The following is an 18,946-nucleotide window of genomic DNA, read 5'->3' on the forward strand; positions in this document are numbered from 1 at the left end:
TACGGCTCCCTCCCGGCCGGTGGCCTGGGTGCAGTGACCCTTGGTTGGCCTGTTGGGGTCAGTTGGTGAATCTCAGCTCGGGTGACGAGACCACCGTGCCCAGTCTGGGGAAGTCCAGGCGGACCGAGGCCTCGTGTTCCGGGGCGGTGAATGCCGTCATCGCGTCCTCGACGAAGACCAGGTCGTAGCCGAGGTCGCCGGCCGCGCGGGCTGTCGACTCCACGCCGAGGTTGGTGGCGATGCCGCCGAACACCAGCGTGGTGACCCCGCGTTGACGCAGCCGGTCGTCCAGACCCGTGCCCTGGAAGCCGCCGATCGTCCGCTTCACGATCTCCAGGTCACCGTCCCGTGACAGGCCCTCCGCCAGTGCGCTGCCGGCCGGCTGCTCGGCCACGTGGGGACGCTCCACCCGGATCAGTACCACGAGCGCGCCCGCCGCCCGGCAGACGGACGCCAGGTCCACGCAGGTGGCGAGCACGTCCGTGCCCTTCCGGGGTGCCAGGGGCAGCGCGACGATACGGTCCATCAGGTCCACCAGGACCAGAGCCGTGCGCGCGGGATCGAGTGCGAGGGGTGCGGTCATGACGGAACGTTAACCGCCGTCAGCGTTCCGTACCGGAGATCCCACGGATCAACCGGCCCCTGAACGCCCCGCGTCCGGAGGCACCATGGACCAGGTGCGCCCCTGCCACTAACGTCCCGTTGCGTGCCCGACGACGCACGCGTACGACACCGCACGGGAACGGGGCTCGGCCTGCTGCTGGCCCTGGTCCTCGGCGCCGTGCTGCTCACCGCCCTGCCCGAGGACGACGACACGGACGGCGCCTGCGCGCCCCGTACCGTCCGGGCCTGGGCCGCCGACCAGCGGCTCACCTCGGAGTTCGCGCGATACGGCGACGACCCCTCGCGCACCGACGACTGGACCGGCGGCGACGGCACCCACTCGGTGCGGCTGCCGGACGGACGGGTGCTGTGGCTGTTCTCGGACACCTACCTCGGCCAGGTGCACGCCCCGCCCAACCCGGTCGGCGAGTCCTACGCCTGGCGGGACACCACGGCTCCGATGGTGCGCAACTCGGCGGTCGTGATGCGCGACGGGCGGCTGGAGAGCACCCTGCCCGCCCCGCTCTTCCCCGATCCCGCGCCGGGGCAGTGGCGCTGGCCGGTAGCGGCACGCGTCGAGCCCCGCTCCCCCGGCTCCTCGGAACAGGTCCTGCGCGTGCTGCTGTGGGTGCGCACGAACGGTCAGCCGCCATGGATCTACGGTGTGCCCACCGCCACCGAGGTCGCCACGCTCTCCCTGCCCGATCTGCGCGTCGAGTCGACGGTCAAGGTCTTCGACCAGCAACTGGTCGCCGACCCGTCCCGGCGCGTGCTGTTCGGCACCACGCTGGTCGAGGAGGACGGCTGGACGTACGTCTTCGGCGGCGACGACGGCCGGGCGGTGTCCCGGCCGGCCTCACGGGCCCATGTGGCCCGGGTGCCCGAGGGCGGCCTCGCCGATCCGGGCGCCTGGGAATACTGGGACGGCGATGAGTGGGCGGTGGGCGTCCGCCCGCGCGCGGTGCTCGGCGACGAGCGGCGCACCGGGGTGGGCAGCGCCTTCTCGGTGGTGCGCGACGGGCGGACGTACGTGCTGTTCACCATGGCGGCGGGCGGGGCGGGACTGACGACCGTGACCTCGTACTGGTCCTGCTCGCCCACCGGCCCCTGGCACGGGCCGGCCAAGGACTTCAGCCCCTCCCTGCCGGACGGGCAGGTGGCCGCGTACAACCCGCAGACCCATCCCGAACTCAGCGAGGACGGGCGGCTGGTGCTCAGCTACGACGTCAACTGGCTGGACACCACCGGTGCCGCTGCCCAGCTCAGCCGGAACGTCTCCCTGTACCGACCGCGGTTCGTGACGCTGCGGCTGGCGGCCGGGGGGTGACCTCCGGGTCGCGGGAGCGCCGTTTGGCGATCACCGCGCACACCATCAGCTGCATCTGGTGGAAGAGCATCAGCGGCAGCACCGCCAGCGAGGCGTGCGCGCCGAACAGGACGCTCGCCATGGGCAGCCCGGCGGCCAGGGACTTCTTGGAGCCGGCGAACTGGATGGCGACCCGGTCCTCCCGGCCGAAGCGCAGCACCTTGGCGCCGTACCAGGTCAGGGTGAGCATCACGGCGAGCAGTACGGCCTCGACGGCGAGGAGTGCGGCCAGCCGGGCGGGGCTGACCCGGCTCCAGACGCCCTGGACCATGCCCTCGCTGAACGCGGTGTAGACGACGAGCAGGATGGAGCCGCGGTCCACCAGGCCGAGGACCTGCTTGTGGCGGGTGAGGAAGCCACCGATCCAGCGGCGCAGCACCTGCCCGGCCAGGAACGGCACCAGCAGTTGCAGCACGATCTTCAGCAGGGAGTCGGCGGAGAAGCCGCCGCCGGTGCCGCCGAGCAGGCTCGCCGCGAGGAGGGGGGTGGCGACGATGCCGACCAGCGAGGAGAAGGAGCCCGCGCAGATCGCGGCGGGCACGTTGCCGCGGGCGATCGAGGTGAACGCGATCGACGACTGCACGGTGGAGGGCACCAGGGTGAGGAAGAGCAGCCCTTGGTAGAGGGGGTCGGTCAGGAGCACCGGGACGAGTCCGCCGGCCGCCAGGCCGAGTACCGGGAAGACGGCGAAGGTGCAAGCCAGGACGGTGATGTGGAGGCGCCAGTGGCGCAGTCCGTCCAGCGCCTCGCGGGTGGACAGGCGGGCGCCGTAGAGGAAGAAGAGGAGGGCGATCGCGGCCGTCGAGGCGCCGGAGGCCACCTCGGCCCCGGTCCCGCGCGCCGGCAGCAGGGCGGCGAGCCCCACCGTGCCGAGCAGCAGCAGGACGTACGGGTCGATCGGCAGCCGACGCGGCCATCGCAGGCGTTTCACTGTGCTCCACTACTTCGCTGTACGTCCGGTCCGGGGGCACGGTCGTGCCCTCTCCATCGTCCTCCCCGCCGAGCTGATCGGGAATCCGGCATACCACTCTGACTGTCATCACGTTCCGCGATAACCTGGGGGCGTGTACGACCCCTCCCAGCTGCGCACCTTCCTGGCGGTCGCCCAGACGCTGAGCTTCACCCAGGCCGCCCGGCGGCTCGGCCTGCGGCAGTCGACGGTGAGCCAGCACGTACGGCGGCTGGAGGACGCCACGGGCCGGCAGCTCTTCGCCCGGGACACCCACTCCGTGGAGCTGACCGAGGACGGCGAGGCGATGCTCGGCTTCGCCCGGCGGATCCTGGAGGTCCATGAGCAGGCGGCCGCCTTCTTCACCGGGACCCGGCTGCGCGGGCGGCTGCGCTTCGGCGCCTCGGAGGACTTCGTGCTGACCCGGCTGCCGGAGATCCTGGAGGGCTTCCGGTACGAGCATCCCGAGGTCGACCTGGAGCTGACCGTGGAGCTCTCCGGCACCCTGCACGAGCAGCTGGCGGCCGGAAAGCTCGATCTGGTCCTCGCCAAGCGCCGCCCCGAGGAGCCGGGGGGCGAGCTGGTGTGGCACGACCGGCTGGTGTGGATCGGGGCGGAGCGGCTGCGTCTGGAGGCGGACCGCCCGGTGCCGCTGATCGTCTATCCGCCGCCGGGCATCACCCGCGCCCTGGCGCTGGAGGCCCTGGAGCGCCAGGGGCGGCAGTGGCGGATCGTGTGCACCAGCGGCAGCCTCAACGGCCTGATCGCGGCGGCCCGGGCGGGCCTGGGCGTGATGGCGCACTCGCGGGGCCTGATCCCGCCGGGGCTGGTCAGGATGGCGCAGCGGTCGGGGCTGCCGGAGCTCGGCCGGGTGGACTTCGTACTGGTCCACGGGCAGCGGCGGACGGCCGCCCAGGGAGCGGCGGAGGCGCTGGCAGCGGCCATCCTGGCGGGCGGGGAGCGACTGCACCGCCGCTGAGCGGGCCGTACGGATTCGGAGTCGTACGGATTAGGAGTCGTACGGATCCGGTGGCTTACGGATCCGGTGGCTTACGGATCCGGTGGCTTACGGATCCGGTGGCTTACGGATCCGGTGTCGTGCAGATCCGGTGTCGTACAGATTCGGTGGAGATTACAGCCATCCGGCCGGAGCGTGGGGTAGCTTTCACGGCGCTGTGCGGGGCGTCGACGAGAGCGGGGAGCGGGGTTTGCGCGAGTTCACCAACCCTCCGTCGGCGTTGGCACCGCCGGTGGGCGGACTGGCCGACGTGGTGTTCGAGCGCGCCCGGGAGAACCCGGCGCACGTGGCGCTCGGCCGCAAGGACGGGGCCGGCCGCTGGCGGGACGTGACCTCCGCCGAGTTCCGCGACGAGGTGCTCGCCCTGGCCAAGGGGCTGCTCGCCCGGGGCGTCCGGTTCGGCGACCGGGTCGCCATCATGTCCCCCACCCGCTACGAGTGGACCCTGTTCGACTTCGCCCTGTGGAGCGTCGGCGCCCAGGTGGTGCCGGTCTACCCGACCTCCTCCCCCGAGCAGTGCTTCTGGATGCTGCACGACGCGGAGGTCTCGGCGGCGGTCGTCGAGCACGAGGACCACGCGATGACCATCGCCACGGTCATCGACCGGCTGCCGCGACTGCGCGAGCTGTGGCAGCTCGACGCGGGCTGCGTCCAGGAGCTGTACGACGCGGGCGCCCACCTCGACGACGAGGTGGTGCACCGGCACCGCCAGGCGGTCACCCCCGACTCGGTCGCGACCGTCATCTACACCTCCGGCACCACCGGCCGCCCCAAGGGCTGCGTCATCTCGCACGGCAACTTCATGTACGAGGCGGACACCGTCATCGAGCGCTGGGAGCCGGTGTTCCACTCGAAGAAGGGCGACGAGGCGGCCACCCTGCTCTTCCTGCCGCTCGCGCACGTGTTCGGCCGCATGGTGCAGGTCGCCGCGATCCGCGGGGGCGTCCGCTTCGGCCATCAGCCGCAGATGAACGCCGCCGCCCTGCTGCCCGACCTGGCCGCGTTCCGGCCGACCTTCTTCCTCGCCGTGCCGTACATCTTCGAAAAGGTCTTCAGCGCCGCCCGCCGCAAGGCCGAGAAGGAGGGCCGGGCCGGCGCCTTCGAGAAGGCCGTCGAGGTCGCGGTGAAGTACGCCGACGCCATGGAGGCCAAGGCCTGGGGGATCGGGCCCGGCCCCTCGGCCGGTCTGCGCATGCAGCACCAGCTCTTCGACAAGCTCGTCTACGGCAAGATGCGGGCCGCGATGGGCGGCCGGATCCGGCACGCCATGTCCGGCGGCTCGGCGATGGACCGCCGGCTCGGCCTGTTCTTCGCGGGCGCGGGCGTGCACATCTACGAGGGCTACGGCCTGACCGAGTCCACGGCGGCCGCCACCGCCAACCCGCCCGAGCGCACCCGCTACGGCTCGGTCGGGCAGCCCGTCCCCGGGACGACCGTGCACATCGCGGACGACGGGGAGATCTGGCTGCACGGCCCCCATGTCTTCCAGGGCTATCTCAACAACCCCAAAGCCACCGACGAGGCCCTGCACGACGGCTGGCTGGCCACCGGGGACCTCGGCTCCCTCGACGCGGACGGCTATCTCACCATCACCGGCCGCAAGAAGGAGATCCTGGTCACGTCGGGCGGCAAGAGCGTCTCGCCGGGGGTGCTGGAGGAGCGGGTCCGGGACCATCCGCTGGTCGCCCAGTGCATCGTGGTCGGCAACGACCGCCCGTACATCGCCGCCCTGGTCACCCTCGACCAGGAGGCCGTGGACCACTGGCTGGCCATGCGCGACAAGCGGCGGCTGCCCCCGGCCGAACTGGTGCGCGACGCCGATCTGGAGGCGGAGGTGCGGCGCGCGGTGGTCGCCGCCAACACCCTCGTCTCCCAGGCCGAGTCGATCCGCACCTTCCGGATCCTCGCCCAGCCCTTCACCGAGGAACACGGCCTGCTCACCCCCTCGCTGAAGCTGAAGCGCAGGGCGATCGAGAAGGCCTACGCCGACGAGGTGGCGGCGCTGTACCAGGCCTGAGGGTTCCGGGCGGACTCCGCACGGATTCCGCGATCAGGAATGCACAGCGGCCCGTGATCGTTGACGATGGGAGTACCAGTCGACGACAACCGTAAGGATCACGAGCTCGTGAGCAGCAAGGTCCCCCCGATCATCCTCAACAACGGCGTCGAGATGCCCCAGCTGGGCTTCGGCGTCTGGCAGGTGCCGGACGACGAGGCGGAGCAGGCGGTCAGCACGGCTCTGGAGGCCGGGTACCGCAGCATCGACACAGCGGCGATCTACGGCAATGAGGAGGGCACCGGCAAGGCCATCACCGCCTCCGGCATCCCCCGCAAGGACATCTTCGTCACCACCAAGCTCTGGAACGCCGAGCAGGGGTACGACAGCACCCTGCGCGCCTTCGACACGTCGCTGGCCAAGCTCGGCCTGGACTACGTGGACCTGTACCTCATCCACTGGCCCCTGCCGGCCCGGGACACCTACGTCGACACCTACAAGGCGTTCGAGAAGCTGCACGCCGACGGCCGCATCAGGGCGATCGGCGTGTCCAACTTCCTGCCGGAACACCTGGAGCGGCTGATCGGCGAGACGTCTGTCGTCCCGGCCGTCAACCAGATCGAGCTGCACCCGCATCTCCAGCAGGACGCCTCCCGCGCCTTCCACGCGGAGCACAGCATCGCCACCGAGGCCTGGTCGCCGCTCGGCCAGGGCAAGGGCCTGCTGGAGGTCCCGGCCATCGTGGCCATCGCCCGCAAGCACGACCGCACCCCGGCCCAGGTGGTGCTGCGCTGGCACCTCCAGCTCGGCAACGTGGTGATCCCGAAGTCGGTCACGCCGTCCCGGATCCAGGAGAACATCGACGTGTTCGACTTCCGCCTGGACGACGAGGACCTGGCGGCGATCAGCGCGCTCAACGAGGACCGCCGGATCGGTCCCGACCCGGCGACGTTCGACGTCGTCTGACGCGTCCGGGGCGGGCGGTCCGGGCCACCGGGCCGCCCGCGCCGGTCAGTTGGGCTGCCCGATCGGCCGTACGACGACGGTGTTGACGTCCACGCCCTGCGGCTGCCGGATCGCCCAGACGATCGAGTCGGCGAGCTGGTCGGCGGTCAGCAGATGCCCCGGCGGCAGACTGCCGTAGCTGTCCCAGAACGGCGTCTCCACCCGGCCCGGCGCGATCAGCGTCACGCCGACGCCCCACTCGGTCACCTCCCGGCGGGTGTTCTCGGCGAGTCCGGTCAGCGCCCACTTGGTCGCGCCGTAGAGGTTGCCCGGTGTGTGCACGAACCCGGCGACACTGCCGACCAGCACGATGCGGCCCCGGGTCTCCTTCAGGGCGTCGATCGAGGCGCGGATGAGCAGCGCCGGTCCGAGGACGTTGGTCAGGATCATCTCCGGCCAGCCGGCCGGGTCGCCCTCGGCGACCGAGTCATGGGTGGCGATTCCGGCGTTGGCGACAACCGTGTCGAGGCGCCCGAACCGCTTCAGCGTGGTCTCCACCGCGCCCTGGATCTGCGCGTAGTCGGCGGCGTCCCCGACGATCGTCAACAGCCCCTCGGGATCACCGAGTTCCTCGGCGAAACCGCGCAGCCGCATCTCGCCGCGACCGGTGACGGCCACCCGGTGCCCGGCGTCCAGCAGCTGCCGCGCCGCGGCGGCGCCGATGCCGCTGCCGCCACCGGTGATGAGTGCGACCGGAGAGTCGGTCATGGTTACCCCCTGTTGTCGTTCGGTGAGGGGGAGTTCATCAGTTGAAGCGCTCTCCAAGTCAAGGGCCGTCGCAGGTGGAGCGGTACCCGGCGGAGGGGAACCAGCGCTGCCACTGCGCCTCGGTGAGCCCTCCTTCGGTCCGGGCGCACACGGTGGCCGCGGCCCGGTCCGGGGCCGACGGCAGGCGGCGCTCGGCGAGGTGCGGGCTGCTGACGCGCAGCACGCCGTCGTGGGTGGTGAAGCGCAGGGCGAGCAGCGGACCGTCCCCGGCCGGAAGGGTGGCCGGCGGCAGGCTCGGCATGGCCGTCTCCCAGACGTGCACCGAACCGTCCGGTGCGCCGACCGCGAGGAGCGAGCCGTCGGCGGAGAAGGCCAGGGTCTCCTCGTCCACCGTGGACCCCACCGCTCTGAGAACGGCGATGCGGCGCCAGGCGCGCCGGTCCCACAGGGTCACCCGGCCCTGGACGTCGGCGACGGCGAGGAACCGTCCGTCGCGGCTGAAGGCGGCCGCGCGCAGGTAGTCCTCCCCCCGGACCCCCTTGACTCCGGTGCGTGGTTCGCCCGTCGTCGCGTCCACCAGGACTCCCTCGGCGGTCAGCGCGGTGTGCCCGGCCGGGTCGCGGGCGAGTGCCTCGGTACCGGCGACCCTGGTGCGCGGGGGGCGCCGCGCCGCTCGCGTCCGCCAGCCGTCGTCCATCAGCCCGTGCAGCGAGAGGGTGCGCACCAGGCTGGTGCGGCCGCTCTCCCGGTAACGCAGGACGCCCACGGCGGGATCGAGCCTGAGGTCCCCGATCGACTGCCCGGCGACGGGATGGGTCAGCACCGGCGTGCGCGGGCCGCCGTCCGCCGGGGCCGGGAGGTCGGTGCGCCACAGGGTGAAGGTGCCCGAGCCCCAGGCCAGGACGTAGGGACCGGCGAACTCCACCTGGATCACGCCGCCCGCGACCGGCAGCCGGGGGCGTTCCCGTCCGGCCCGGAAGTCCCAGGTGACGAGCCCCTCGGAGGTGCCGGAGGCCACCGCCCGCCCGTCGGGCGTGAAGGTGAGGTCACCCGCGCACAGCGCCCGCTCGGTCGCCTCCGGGATGTCCAGCGTGACCAGGCGCCCCTCGACGCCGTCGAGCACGCGCAGCCGGGTCCCGTCCCCGGCGCACCAGGCGAGATGCCGGTCGTCGTGGCTCAGCACCGGCAGGGCGCCGTCGTCGTCGCCCCGGTCGTGGCGCAGCAGGAGCCGCTCCCGGCGGACGTCCCACACCTCCAGGGCGGCCCGTCCGTCGGCCGCGTGGTCGACCCGCCGCAGGAGGAGGGTGTCACCGCTGGGGCCGAAGCCGACGTCGGTGTCGGTCCACGGGCCGGTCGGAAGACGGCGCGTGCTGCCGTCCGCCAGACCGGCGATCACCAGGCCGTCCCGGCTGCCGGGGGTGCGGTACGCGACCAGGCGTCCGTCGTCGCTGACGTCGACCAGTCCCGCGGAGAGCCCGTCCAGCCGCACCGAGCGCAGTCGGCGGTGGGTGGGCACGTCCCACTGAACCGCCTCGTCCCGCACGACCGCGGTCAGGATCCGCCCGTCGTGGCTGAGCCAGACAGGGGCGTTGAGGGCGCGCCCGCCCTCCTCGGGCTGGACGAAGACGTCCAGTTCGCTCTGGGCCGCCGCCGTGCGCAGGGCCGTGCGGGTCTCGGGCAGGTCGGCGGTGCGCCAGGCGGCCAGGGCGAGGCGCATCGCGGTGCGTGGTGCGGTGGCGCGCAGGGTGTCCGCGAGGGCTGCGGCCCGGCGGGCCTCGGCCTCGTCGCGCTGCCGGGAGGTGACCCCGCTCTCCCGCCAGGCGGTCACGCCCGCGACCACGGCCAGGCAGAGCAGCACCGCAAGGGCGCCGGTCAGCGCCCGCAGCCGGCGGGCGGCCCGGGTCGCGGCCCGCCGGGCGCCCTCGTCGGCGGCGACACTGGCGGCCAGGAAGTCCCGTTCCGTACGGCTCAGTCCGGCTCCCTCCCCGAAGGTCTCACGGGCCTCCGCCAGCCGTATCCCCCGGTACAGCGCGCCCGCGTCGCGGCTCAACTCCGTCCAGGCGTGGGCGGCTTCGGTGAGCGTGCGGTGCAGGCGCAGCCGGTCGCGGTCCTCCGCCACCCAGCCGCGCAGCCGGGGCCAGGCGCCGATCAGGGCCTCGTGGGCGAGTTCGACGGTGTCCCCGTCCACCGTCAACAAGCGCTCGCGGACCAGGCGTTCGAGCACCTGGGCGGTGGTGTCGTCAGCGTCCAGCTCGGTGCGCGAGACCGGCCGCCGGGTGTCCTCGGTGCCGTCACCCGGCTGCACCAGCCGCAGCAGCAGCGCCCGGGCCGCGGCGGCCTCGGCAGGGGTGCAGCGGGCGTAGGCCGCTTCGGCGGTGTGCGCGACGGCGCCCTCTACGCCGCCGATGGCCTCGTAGGCGGCGAGGGTGAGGGCCTTGCCGGAGCGGCGGCGCCAGACCTCGCGCAGGGCGTGCGCCATCAGCGGCAGTCCCCCGGGCTCACCGGCGACGTCCGCGACGATCCGGGCGGTCAGGGCGCGCTCGACGACCAGCCGGTGGGCGGCGGCGGGCCGGACCACGGCCTCGCGCAGCCCGCGCGGCGACAGCGGCCCCACCAGCAGCGCGGCGTCCCGCAGGGCCTCGGCGAGCGGGCCGTGCTCGGCGCAGCGGCCGTAGAAGTCGGCGCGGACGGCGATCACCACGCGCAGCCGGGAGGCGGGGTCGCGAGCGGTGAGCAGCCGGGCGAGGAAGCGGTCGCGTTCGCCGGGGTCGGCGCAGAGGGTGAACAGCTCCTCGAACTGGTCGACGACGAGGAGGGTGTCGCCGGGGCCCTCGTGCGGGGTGAGCAGCCGCTCGTGGGTCCTGGCCGGACGGGGGCCCGGGGTGAGCAGCCGGATGACGGCCGGCCGGTCGTCGTCCCGGCCGCGCAGGGCGGGCACGAGACCGGCGCGCAGCAGGGAGGACTTGCCGCAGCCCGAGGCCCCGACGACCGCCGCGACCCGGGTGCGGGCCGTGAGCCGGACGAGTTCGCCGATCAGGTCGTCCCGGCCGTGGAAGTGCTCCTGGTCGCCGGTCCCGAAGCGGGCGAGGCCCGGGTAGGGGCCGGCGCCGTCGTCCGGGGCATGCCGCTCCTCGACCGCCTCTTGCAGCCGCCGCGCCCAGGGGTCCGGATCGCCGCCGCACGCGGTGACGTAGGCGGTGAGCACGGCGAGGGACGGCAGCCGCTCCCCGCCCGCCGCCGCGGCCAGGGTCGGCGCGGAGTAGCCGGCGCGTTCCGCCATCGCGCGGTAGGTCAGGCCGCCCGTCTCGTCGCGCAGCTTGCGCAACTCGTAGGCGAACCGCTGTACCGGACCCTCCCCCGGGTCCAGTGGCTTCTCCCGGCGCCCCATGCGGGCCTCCCCCCGTTCGCCCACCCACGCTAACAAGCGCCCCCCGGGCGATTGTTGGGCACCGCGGATCGGGGCTGCCCAACAATCCGCCGGGGCCTGGACTCATCGGTGACCGCCTTGCCGTCCCGCACGGGAGCCAGCCATCGCCACCGCACACGTACCCGAGCCCGCCCTGCAGTCCGCACAGCCCCCGCGCGTCCGCGTGGCGCGCCCCGCGCCGCGTCCGTCCGCCGGCGTGGTCCTGGGGCCCGTCGCCCTCGGCCTCGTCGTCGGTCTGTGGGGCCTGCGCCGCGGCGGCAGCCTGTGGCGGGACGAGGCGGTCACCTACGACATGGCGCGGCGCCCGCTGCCCGACCTCGTGGGGACCCTCGCCCACGCCGACGCCGTGCACGGTCTGTACTACCTGGTGCTGCACGGCCTGTTCCGGATCTGCGGCGACCTGGATCCGCTGCTGGTGCTGCGGCTTCCCTCGGTGCTGGCCGCCGCCGCGGCGGGCGGCTTCGTCGCGCTGCTGGGGCAGCGGCTCGCCGGGCCCCGGGCGGGGCTGCTGGCCGGAGCCGTGTTCGTGCTGCTGCCGCCGGTGCAGCGGTACGCGCAGGAGGGCCGCGGTTACGCGCTGGTGTGCGCGCTGGTCGCCTGGGCGTCGTATCTGCTGCTCGGCGCGGTCCGGTCGGGGAGCCGCCGGGCCTGGGCGGGGTACGGGGCGGTGCTGCTGACGGCGTGTCTGGTGCACGAGTTCGCGGTCCTGGCCGCCCTAGCGCACCTGGTATCACTCCCCCGGCGGACCCGCCGGGCCGGGCTGGCGGTGACCGTCGCGGTCGCCGCCGGTCTCGCGCCACTGGCGGTGCTGAGCGCCGGCCAGTCGGAGCAGGTCGCCTGGATCGGCGGCCCCGGCGCGGGGGCGCTGCTGGGCTTCGCGGGGGTGAGCGCACTCGGCGCCGGATGCGCCGTCCTGGTCAAGGGCCCGCCGGCCCGGTTCGCCCTGCCCCTGCTGGTCCTGCCCGCCCTGCTGCTCCTGCTGCTCTCCCTGATCAAGCCGCTGTACGTGGACCGTTACGTCCTCTACGGCCATCTCGGCACGGCCCTGCTCCTCGGCGCGGCCCTCGACCGGCTGCTGCGGAGGGGGCACGTGCTCGGGGTGGCCGCGGCGGGGGCGGCCGTGATCGCCCTGCTGCCGGCGACGCTGCACCTGCGCACCCCCGAGAGCCGCACGGACGACGTCACCGCCATCGCGACGGCGATCCGGGCGGCCGACGCCGACGCGATCGTGTTCATGCCGTCCCGGCGCCGGGTGTGGACCCTGACCGACCCGTCGTCCGTGCACGGCCTGCGCGACCTGGCGCTGAAGGGCTCCCCGTCCGCGTCGCGCACCCTGTACGGCACGGAGCTGCCCGCCCCGGAGATCCGCACCCGCCTCCTCGCGGCGGGCCGCGTGGTGTCGGTCCGCGACCCGGCCGGGCAGCCCGTCGACCGGACGGCACAGGAGAGCACCAAGCGCCGGGTGCTCGACCGCTACTTCGTGGAGTGCGGCACCCGCAGCGTCCAGGGCGCCCGCGTCACCGTCCACGCCCGGCCGGGCCGCTGCTGACGGCTCGGATCAGGCCGGGCGCACCGCGGTGTGTACCGTGCGCGCCGCCAGGAAAAAGCCAGGTGCCCGGCCGCCATTTCGTGAAGTGCGGCACCCGCAGCGCCCAGGGCGCCCGCGTCACCGTCCACGCCCGGCCGGGCCGCTGCTGACGGCTCGGATCAGGCCGGGCGCACCGCGGTGTGCACCGTGCGCGCCGCCAGGACGAACAGGTCCGGACGGTGGTGGACGCTCGCCTTGTCGTCCGGGTCCAGGAGCCGGTCGAGGGTGGCGCGGTCGGTGGCGTCGAGAGCGTCACCGCAGGTCTCGCGGAACCGCCCGAACGTGTCCGCGGCGACCGTGCGTGCCCGGTCGGGCGCCGGAGCGGGCAGGTCCAGCAGGAAGGTCCGCGAGCCCGTGGGCCGCAGCCCCGCCGCCGACATCAGCGCCCGCCAGTCCTCGGGCACCGCGACACTGCCCGGCAGCCCGGACCGCATCTCGCTGAACCAGTCCTCCTGCACGGCGTCGAGCCGCGCCTGCAGACCCGGCCGTCCGATGCCGAAGTCACGCGGCAGGAAGCGGGTGGGCAGCCCGCCCTCCACGAGGGCGAGGGTGCCGCCGACCGCCAGCCGCTCGGCGAACGCCGCGAGGGCCGCCTGCTGGTCGCCGAGGTGATGCAGGCTGTAACTGGCCCAGATCAGGTCGGCCGGATAGTCCAGGTCGGCCATGGCGTCCGGGAGTTCACCGGTGATGGTGCCGAAGCGGTCCGCGACCCCGAGCCGCTCCGCGCGGGCGCGGGCCCGCTCCAGCAGCGGCTCGGAGCCGTCGACCGCGACGACCCGGGCGCCGGGGAAGGCGTCGGCGAGCATGCAGGAGACGACGCCGGGGCCGCTGCCCGCGTCGACGATCAGACCCGGCTCGGACTGCTTTCCGCCCAGCCAGGCGAGCGCGTGCTCGGTCAGCGGCGTGTACAGCTCGGCCTGGGTCTCCAGGTGCGCGGCCATGTCGGCCCAGTCGATGTCGGTGTGGTCGTGGTGGTGCGCGTGCTGGGACGCGTGCGAGTGCGCCATGGTGGTCAGCCTCTCCTCCGGATGGCGCCAGCGTGCGCCGACGCACCGTCGAAAGGCAATCGACGTTGCCGTAACCGCAAAAAACGGCCGGCGGAGCGGACGACCTGCGCCGGGGCCCGGCCCTCCCGGGCCCCGGCGGGTCGGCCGCTTACGGCAGCGGCGGGTAGGCGTTCCGCATCAGCTGCTGGAACTGGGCGGAGAACCAGTCCCCGGACAGCGGGGCGTCCGGCAGGGCGCCGGAGAGGTTGTTGCCGTTGCGGGCGTTGCCGGTGTACGTCGGGTCGCACATCCGGTCGAAGCCCTTGCCCTCGTCGTTCGGGATCTCCCGGCTGGCGCCGTCGGACTCACCCGGCGGCTTCATCCACACGTAGGCGTCGATCCCCGCGGCCGGTGCGGCCTGCGGACGCTCGCCGAGGCCCGCGCCGGACTGGTTGCACCAGTTGCCGATGTGGATCCGGCGGTCGTAGCGGCCGCCGTCGATGTAGGTGTCGACGCTGGTCGTCGCCCCGGGACCGGCGGGCCGGGCCGAGCCGCCCCAGCCGTTGCGGGAGGTGTCGATCAGCATGCCGATGCTGCTGTTGAAGCCGACGCTGACCAACTGGTTGCGGAAGCCCTGGGCGAAGGACAGCTCGTCCACGTACCGGTTCCAGTCGACCCACTTCGACTCGCGGACCGACTTGCCGGCCACGGTGTCGTTGATGGTGAAGTTGTTCTCCTTCAGGGCGCTGTAGTTGGCGGTGTTGGTGATGAAGCCGTGGACGTCGTTGACGGTGGCGCCCTCGGTGGTCGCGGCCTCCTTGAACAGCTGGGCGGACGGCGCGAAGTTGTCGTCCCAGCCGATCCAGCCGTGGTGCCCGGCGTCCACGTAGTTGTAGACGTTGGGCACGTCACCGAGCTCGCTGAGCGCGTAGCCGACGCCCTTGACGTAGTTGCCGTTGGCCTTCATCACGTCGCACTGCGGGGTGGCCGTCGGGCGGCTGCCGGTGTTGGTGACGAGGTTGGGCAGGGAGTCGATCTCGACGGTGGTGACGATCCGCAGCCCGGCGTACTTGGGGTCGGCGAGGATCGCGGCGATCGGGTCGATGTACTCGGTCTTGTACCGGCCGATCTCCGTCGGTCCGAGTTCGCCGTTGGAGGCGAGGGCGGCGCAGTCGCGGCCGGGCAGGTTGTAGATGACCAGCTGGACGACGAGTTCGCCGCTGCCCTTCTGCGTCAGGGCGGTGTCGAGGTGGTCGCGCAGGCCCATGCCGCCGTTCACACCGTTGATGGCGGCGATCCGGTCGAGCCAGACCCCGGTCGGCTGGTTGGAGATCCGGCTGCCGCCCGGCTCGGCGGCGGCCTTCGCGGACCACTGGGGGTTCACATAGACCTTGGCGCCGGCGTACGGGTTGTCCACGCGGTTGCCGGGATCCGGATCCGGGTCCGGGTCCGGGTCCGGGTCGGTGCCGCCGCCGTCGTCGACGTTGCAGGTCACGCCGTCCAGGGTGAAGGTGGCGGGGACGGCGTTGCTGCCGCTGTAGGAGCCCTGGAAGCCGAAGCTGACCGAACCGCCGGTGCCCAGGGTGCCGTTGTAGGACTCGTTGGCGGCGGTGACGGCCGTACCGCTCTGGGTGATTCTGGCGTTCCAGCCGTTGGTGATCTGCTGGTTGCCGGCGTACGACCACTTCACCGACCAACCGCTCTTGGCGGCGCCGTTGTTGGTGACCGTGACCGCGGTGGTGAAGCCGGTGCCCCACTGGTTCTGCACCTTGTAGTCGACCGTGCAGGGCACTGCGGCGGTGCCGGTGTCGCCGGGCACGGCGGCGAATGCCGTCCCGGAGGCCCCGGCGACCAGCGCCAGGGCGGCGAGCATGGCTGTTCTGGAACGACTCATGGTGGGGGGTTCCCTCTCCGTCAAGGGTGGTGCCCGTTACGGGATGTCATCCGTCGAGCGCGCGCGGATGTCTCGCGGCACGAGGCGATCGGCGCGGGTGACGGGCGGTGCGGGCGGAGGGCTCTGGGCACCGCCGTCACGGTCGTACCGGACCGGGACCATGGGGGTCACTCCGGTGACGGCTAAAAGTACTGAACGCGGGGGGTGGCGCATGAGCGACTCCTTGCGCTCAGCGCGTCGTGACCGACGCGTCGACTGGTGGAACCGCTCCCACTGGTGTCAACGAAGTTAGCGCCAAGTGGCGTCGAGGGACAGAGGAGTTCCTGGACTTTCGCTCGACGCACCTGTCGAATCTTTTTCGACTCTTCAAGCACCTTGACCCCCCGTACGCCCGTCTCCACTATGGGAGCGCTCCCACTGGTTCAAGCCTTGACTTCTCCGAGCCGCAAGGAGGGACCAGCACATGCAACTCCCGCACCGAAGGCGAAGAGCTGTACGGCGTGCCTGGACGGCCGTCGTCGCCGCCCTGGCACTTCCGTTCACGCTGCTCGCGACGGGCACCTCGCCCGCGCAGGCGGCACCGCTGCAGTGCAGCGTCGACTACAAGACCAACGACTGGGGCTCCGGCTTCACCACGGACCTGACCATCACCAACCGCGGCACCGACGTCATCGACGGCTGGACCGTCACGTACGCCTACACGGGCAACCAGCGGCTCAGCAACGGCTGGAACGGGACCTGGTCCCAGTCCGGCCAGAACATCACCGTGAGGAACGCCCCGTACAACGGCCGGATCGCCGCCGGCGCCGCGGTCTCCACCGGGGCGCAGTTCAGCTACAGCGGCACCAACGCCGCCCCGGCCTCCTTCTCGGTCAACGGCACGCGCTGCACCGGCGCCCATCAGCCCCCGATCACGGTGCTGACCAGCCCGGCCGCGGGTGCCGTCTACTCGCAGGGGGACGCGGTGCCGCTCGCGGCGACCGCCGCGGCCGCCGACAACGCCACGATCAGCAAGGTGGAGTTCTACGACGACACCCGGCTGCTGGGCACGGACACGAGCGCCCCCTTCTCGCTCTCCGTCTCCAACTTGACCGTGGGCAGTCACTCACTGCTGGCCAAGGCGTACGACAGCCTGGGCGCGTCCGCGGAGTCCACACCGGTCGGCATCACGGTCGCCTCGGGTCCCGCCGTGGTGGCCTCGACCAACCAACTCGCGGTGCAGCAGGGCGAGACGGGCACGTACGACATCAAGCTGTCGACGCAGCCGTCGGCCAACGTGACCGTCACCACCGCACGCACCGGGGGCAATTCGGGCCTGTCGGTGACCGGCGGCGCCTCGCTCACCTTCACCCCGGCGAACTGGAACACCGCCCAGCGTGTGACCATCACCGCCGACTCCTCGGGAACCGGCGCGGCGACCTTCGAGTCGACCGCGAACGGCCACGGGAAGGCCACGGTGACCGTCACCCAGGTGGAGGCGTCGGGTGAGTACGACGCCCGCTTCCTGGAGCTGTACGGCAAGATCACCAACCCGGCGAACGGCTACTTCTCGCCCGAGGGGATCCCCTACCACTCGGTCGAGACGCTGATCGTGGAGGCACCGGACCACGGCCACGAGACCACCTCGGAGGCCTACAGCTACCTGCTGTGGCTGCAGGCCATGTACGGCAAGGTCACGGGCGACTGGACCAAGTTCAACGGCGCCTGGGAGATCATGGAGAAGTACATGATCCCCACCCACGCCGACCAGCCGACCAACTCCTTCTACAACGCCTCCAAGCCCGCGACCTACGCGCCCGAGCTGGACACCCCGAACGAGTACCCGGCCCGGCTCGACACCTCGGTATCGGTCGGCCCCGACCCGATCGCGGCGGAGCTGAAGAGCGCGTACGGCACGGACGACGTCTACGGCATGCACTGGCTGCAGGACGTGGACAACGTCTACGGCTTCGGCAACTCGCCCGGCAAGTGCGAGGCGGGCCCCTCGGACACCGGCCCGTCGTACATCAACACCTTCCAGCGCGGTGTGCAGGAGTCGGTGTGGGAGACGGTGCCGCAGCCGACCTGCGACGCCTTCAAGTACGGCGGCCCGAACGGCTATCTGGACCTGTTCACCGGTGACGCCTCCTACGCCAAGCAGTGGAAGTTCACCAACGCCCCGGACGCCGACGCGCGTGCGGTGCAGGCCGCCTACTGGGCCGACAAGTGGGCCGACGCGCAGGGCAAGGGCAGCCAGATCTCCGCGACCGTCGCCAAGGCCGCGAAGATGGGCGACTACCTGCGCTACGCCATGTACGACAAGTACTTCAAGAAGATCGGCAACTGCGTCGGTCCGGCGGCCTGCCCGGCCGGCACCGGCAAGGACTCCTCGCACTACCTGCTCTCCTGGTACTACGCCTGGGGCGGTGCCACCGACACCTCGGCGGGCTGGGCCTGGCGCATCGGATCCAGCCACGCGCACGGCGGCTACCAGAACCCGATGGCCGCGTACGCGCTGGCCAGTTACCCCGACCTGAAGCCGAAGTCGGCGACGGGACAGGCGGACTGGTCCAAGTCCCTGGAGCGGCAGATCGAGTTCTACCGCTGGCTGCAGTCCAGCGAGGGCGCGATCGCGGGCGGGGCGACCAACAGCTGGGCGGGCCGCTACGCGACCCCGCCGGCCGGCAAGTCGACCTTCTACGGCATGTACTACGACCAGCAGCCCGTCTACCACGACCCGCCGTCCAACCAGTGGTTCGGCTTCCAGGCGTGGTCGATGGAGCGGGTGGCCGAGTACTACCAGCAGACCGGGAACGCCGCGGCGAAGGCGGTCCTCGACAAGTGGGTGGACTGGGCGCTCGCGCACACCACCATCAACCCCGACGGCACCTACCGGATACCGTCGACGCTCCAGTGGTCGGGCCAGCCCGACACCTGGAACGCCGCGAACCCCGGCGCCAACACCGGCCTGCACGTCACCGTCGCCGACTACACCAACGACGTCGGTGTGGCGGCCGCGTACGCCAAGACCCTGACGTACTACGCCGACCGCTCCGGTGACACCGCGGCGGCGACGACGGCGAAGGCCCTGCTCGACGGCATGTGGGACCACCACCAGGACGCCCTCGGCATCGCCGTCCCGGAGAACCGCGCCGACTACAACCGCTTCGACGACCGCGTCCACATCCCGAGCGGCTGGACCGGAACGATGCCGAACGGCGACGCGATCAACTCCTCGTCGACGTTCGAGTCGATCCGCTCCTTCTACGAGGACGACCCCGCCTGGTCGAAGATCGAGGCGTATCTGGCGGGCGGAGCGGTTCCCACGTTCACGTACCACCGCTTCTGGGCCCAGGCGGACATCGCCCTGGCCATGGGTTCGTACGCGGAACTGCTCGAATAACCCGCCCCCGCCAGGCGCCCCACG

The 18,946-nt window shown here is 72.4% G+C and carries 12 protein-coding genes; 6 read left to right on the top strand and 6 right to left on the bottom strand.

Annotated features, from left to right (window positions below; all coding sequences use genetic code 11):
- Positions 1 to 58: 58 nt before the first annotated feature.
- Positions 59 to 583 carry an isochorismatase family protein gene (locus tag M8H82_RS24545; protein WP_250077169.1) on the bottom strand — a complete coding sequence of 175 codons (525 nt, stop codon included), beginning with the start codon at positions 581 to 583 and terminating at the stop codon, positions 59 to 61.
- A gap of 123 nt (positions 584 to 706) precedes the next feature.
- Between M8H82_RS24545 and M8H82_RS24550 the strand changes: the two genes are divergently transcribed.
- The gene (locus tag M8H82_RS24550) at positions 707 to 1,930 is read left to right on the top strand and encodes a DUF4185 domain-containing protein (protein WP_250077170.1); all 1,224 of its coding nucleotides are present in this window, start codon (positions 707 to 709) and stop codon (positions 1,928 to 1,930) included.
- Here the strand turns inward: M8H82_RS24550 and M8H82_RS24555 are convergent.
- Positions 1,866 to 2,900: a bile acid:sodium symporter family protein gene (locus tag M8H82_RS24555; protein ID WP_250077171.1), complete on the bottom strand. Its 1,035-nt coding sequence runs from the start codon at positions 2,898 to 2,900 to the stop codon at positions 1,866 to 1,868. The two genes, M8H82_RS24550 and M8H82_RS24555, sit on opposite strands and share 65 nt — an antisense overlap.
- 133 nt (positions 2,901 to 3,033) lie before the next feature.
- On the opposite strand from M8H82_RS24555, the gene M8H82_RS24560 reads away from it, so the two are divergent.
- The 3 genes from M8H82_RS24560 (at position 3,034) to M8H82_RS24570 (ending at position 6,898) form a co-directional block, all read left to right on the top strand.
- Positions 3,034 to 3,897 (top strand): LysR substrate-binding domain-containing protein, encoded by an 864-nt coding sequence (locus M8H82_RS24560; protein ID WP_250077172.1) that lies wholly within the window; start codon positions 3,034 to 3,036, stop codon positions 3,895 to 3,897.
- Between the two features lie 229 nt (positions 3,898 to 4,126).
- On the top strand, positions 4,127 to 5,953 hold the full coding sequence (locus M8H82_RS24565; protein ID WP_250077174.1) for a long-chain fatty acid--CoA ligase: 1,827 nt from the start codon (positions 4,127 to 4,129) through the stop codon (positions 5,951 to 5,953).
- Positions 5,954 to 6,061: 108 nt separating this feature from the next.
- The gene (locus M8H82_RS24570; protein ID WP_308293277.1) at positions 6,062 to 6,898 is read left to right on the top strand and encodes an aldo/keto reductase; all 837 of its coding nucleotides are present in this window, start codon (positions 6,062 to 6,064) and stop codon (positions 6,896 to 6,898) included.
- A gap of 45 nt (positions 6,899 to 6,943) precedes the next feature.
- Here the strand turns inward: M8H82_RS24570 and M8H82_RS24575 are convergent, their stop codons facing one another.
- Both M8H82_RS24575 and M8H82_RS24580 read right to left on the bottom strand, forming a co-directional pair.
- Complete coding sequence (locus M8H82_RS24575; protein WP_250077175.1) at positions 6,944 to 7,645, bottom strand: SDR family oxidoreductase; 702 nt, start codon at positions 7,643 to 7,645, stop codon at positions 6,944 to 6,946.
- A gap of 58 nt (positions 7,646 to 7,703) precedes the next feature.
- On the bottom strand, positions 7,704 to 11,033 hold the full coding sequence (locus M8H82_RS24580) for a hypothetical protein (protein WP_250077176.1): 3,330 nt from the start codon (positions 11,031 to 11,033) through the stop codon (positions 7,704 to 7,706).
- A 235-nt stretch (positions 11,034 to 11,268) separates the two neighbouring features.
- On the opposite strand from M8H82_RS24580, the gene M8H82_RS24585 reads away from it, so the two are divergent.
- On the top strand, positions 11,269 to 12,621 hold the full coding sequence (locus M8H82_RS24585) for a glycosyltransferase family 39 protein (protein ID WP_250077177.1): 1,353 nt from the start codon (positions 11,269 to 11,271) through the stop codon (positions 12,619 to 12,621).
- A gap of 158 nt (positions 12,622 to 12,779) precedes the next feature.
- Here the strand turns inward: M8H82_RS24585 and M8H82_RS24590 are convergent, their stop codons facing one another.
- Together M8H82_RS24590 and M8H82_RS24595 are read right to left on the bottom strand one after the other, a co-directional pair.
- Complete coding sequence (locus M8H82_RS24590) at positions 12,780 to 13,667, bottom strand: trans-aconitate 2-methyltransferase (RefSeq protein WP_250077178.1); 888 nt, start codon at positions 13,665 to 13,667, stop codon at positions 12,780 to 12,782.
- A 148-nt stretch (positions 13,668 to 13,815) separates the two neighbouring features.
- Positions 13,816 to 15,540 carry a glycoside hydrolase family 6 protein gene (locus tag M8H82_RS24595; protein WP_250077179.1) on the bottom strand — a complete coding sequence of 575 codons (1,725 nt, stop codon included), beginning with the start codon at positions 15,538 to 15,540 and terminating at the stop codon, positions 13,816 to 13,818.
- Between the two features lie 463 nt (positions 15,541 to 16,003).
- On the opposite strand from M8H82_RS24595, the gene M8H82_RS24600 reads away from it, so the two are divergent.
- Positions 16,004 to 18,922: a glycoside hydrolase family 48 protein gene (locus tag M8H82_RS24600; RefSeq protein WP_250077180.1), complete on the top strand. Its 2,919-nt coding sequence runs from the start codon at positions 16,004 to 16,006 to the stop codon at positions 18,920 to 18,922.
- Positions 18,923 to 18,946 lie beyond the last annotated feature (24 nt).

The sequence above is a fragment of the Streptomyces sp. YS415 genome, assembly GCF_023544665.1.
Classification (GTDB): Bacteria; Actinomycetota; Actinomycetes; order Streptomycetales; family Streptomycetaceae; genus Streptomyces.

Coding starts and splice junctions, on each gene's coding strand:
- M8H82_RS24575 (WP_250077175.1), bottom strand. CDS start 7,645: ATGACCGACTCTCCGGTCGCACTCATCACCGGTGGCGGCAGCGGCATC.
- M8H82_RS24600 (WP_250077180.1), top strand. CDS start 16,004: ATGCAACTCCCGCACCGAAGGCGAAGAGCTGTACGGCGTGCCTGGACG.
- M8H82_RS24595 (WP_250077179.1), bottom strand. CDS start 15,540: ATGAGTCGTTCCAGAACAGCCATGCTCGCCGCCCTGGCGCTGGTCGCC.
- M8H82_RS24580 (WP_250077176.1), bottom strand. CDS start 11,033: ATGGGGCGCCGGGAGAAGCCACTGGACCCGGGGGAGGGTCCGGTACAG.
- M8H82_RS24590 (WP_250077178.1), bottom strand. CDS start 13,667: ATGGCGCACTCGCACGCGTCCCAGCACGCGCACCACCACGACCACACC.
- M8H82_RS24545 (WP_250077169.1), bottom strand. CDS start 583: ATGACCGCACCCCTCGCACTCGATCCCGCGCGCACGGCTCTGGTCCTG.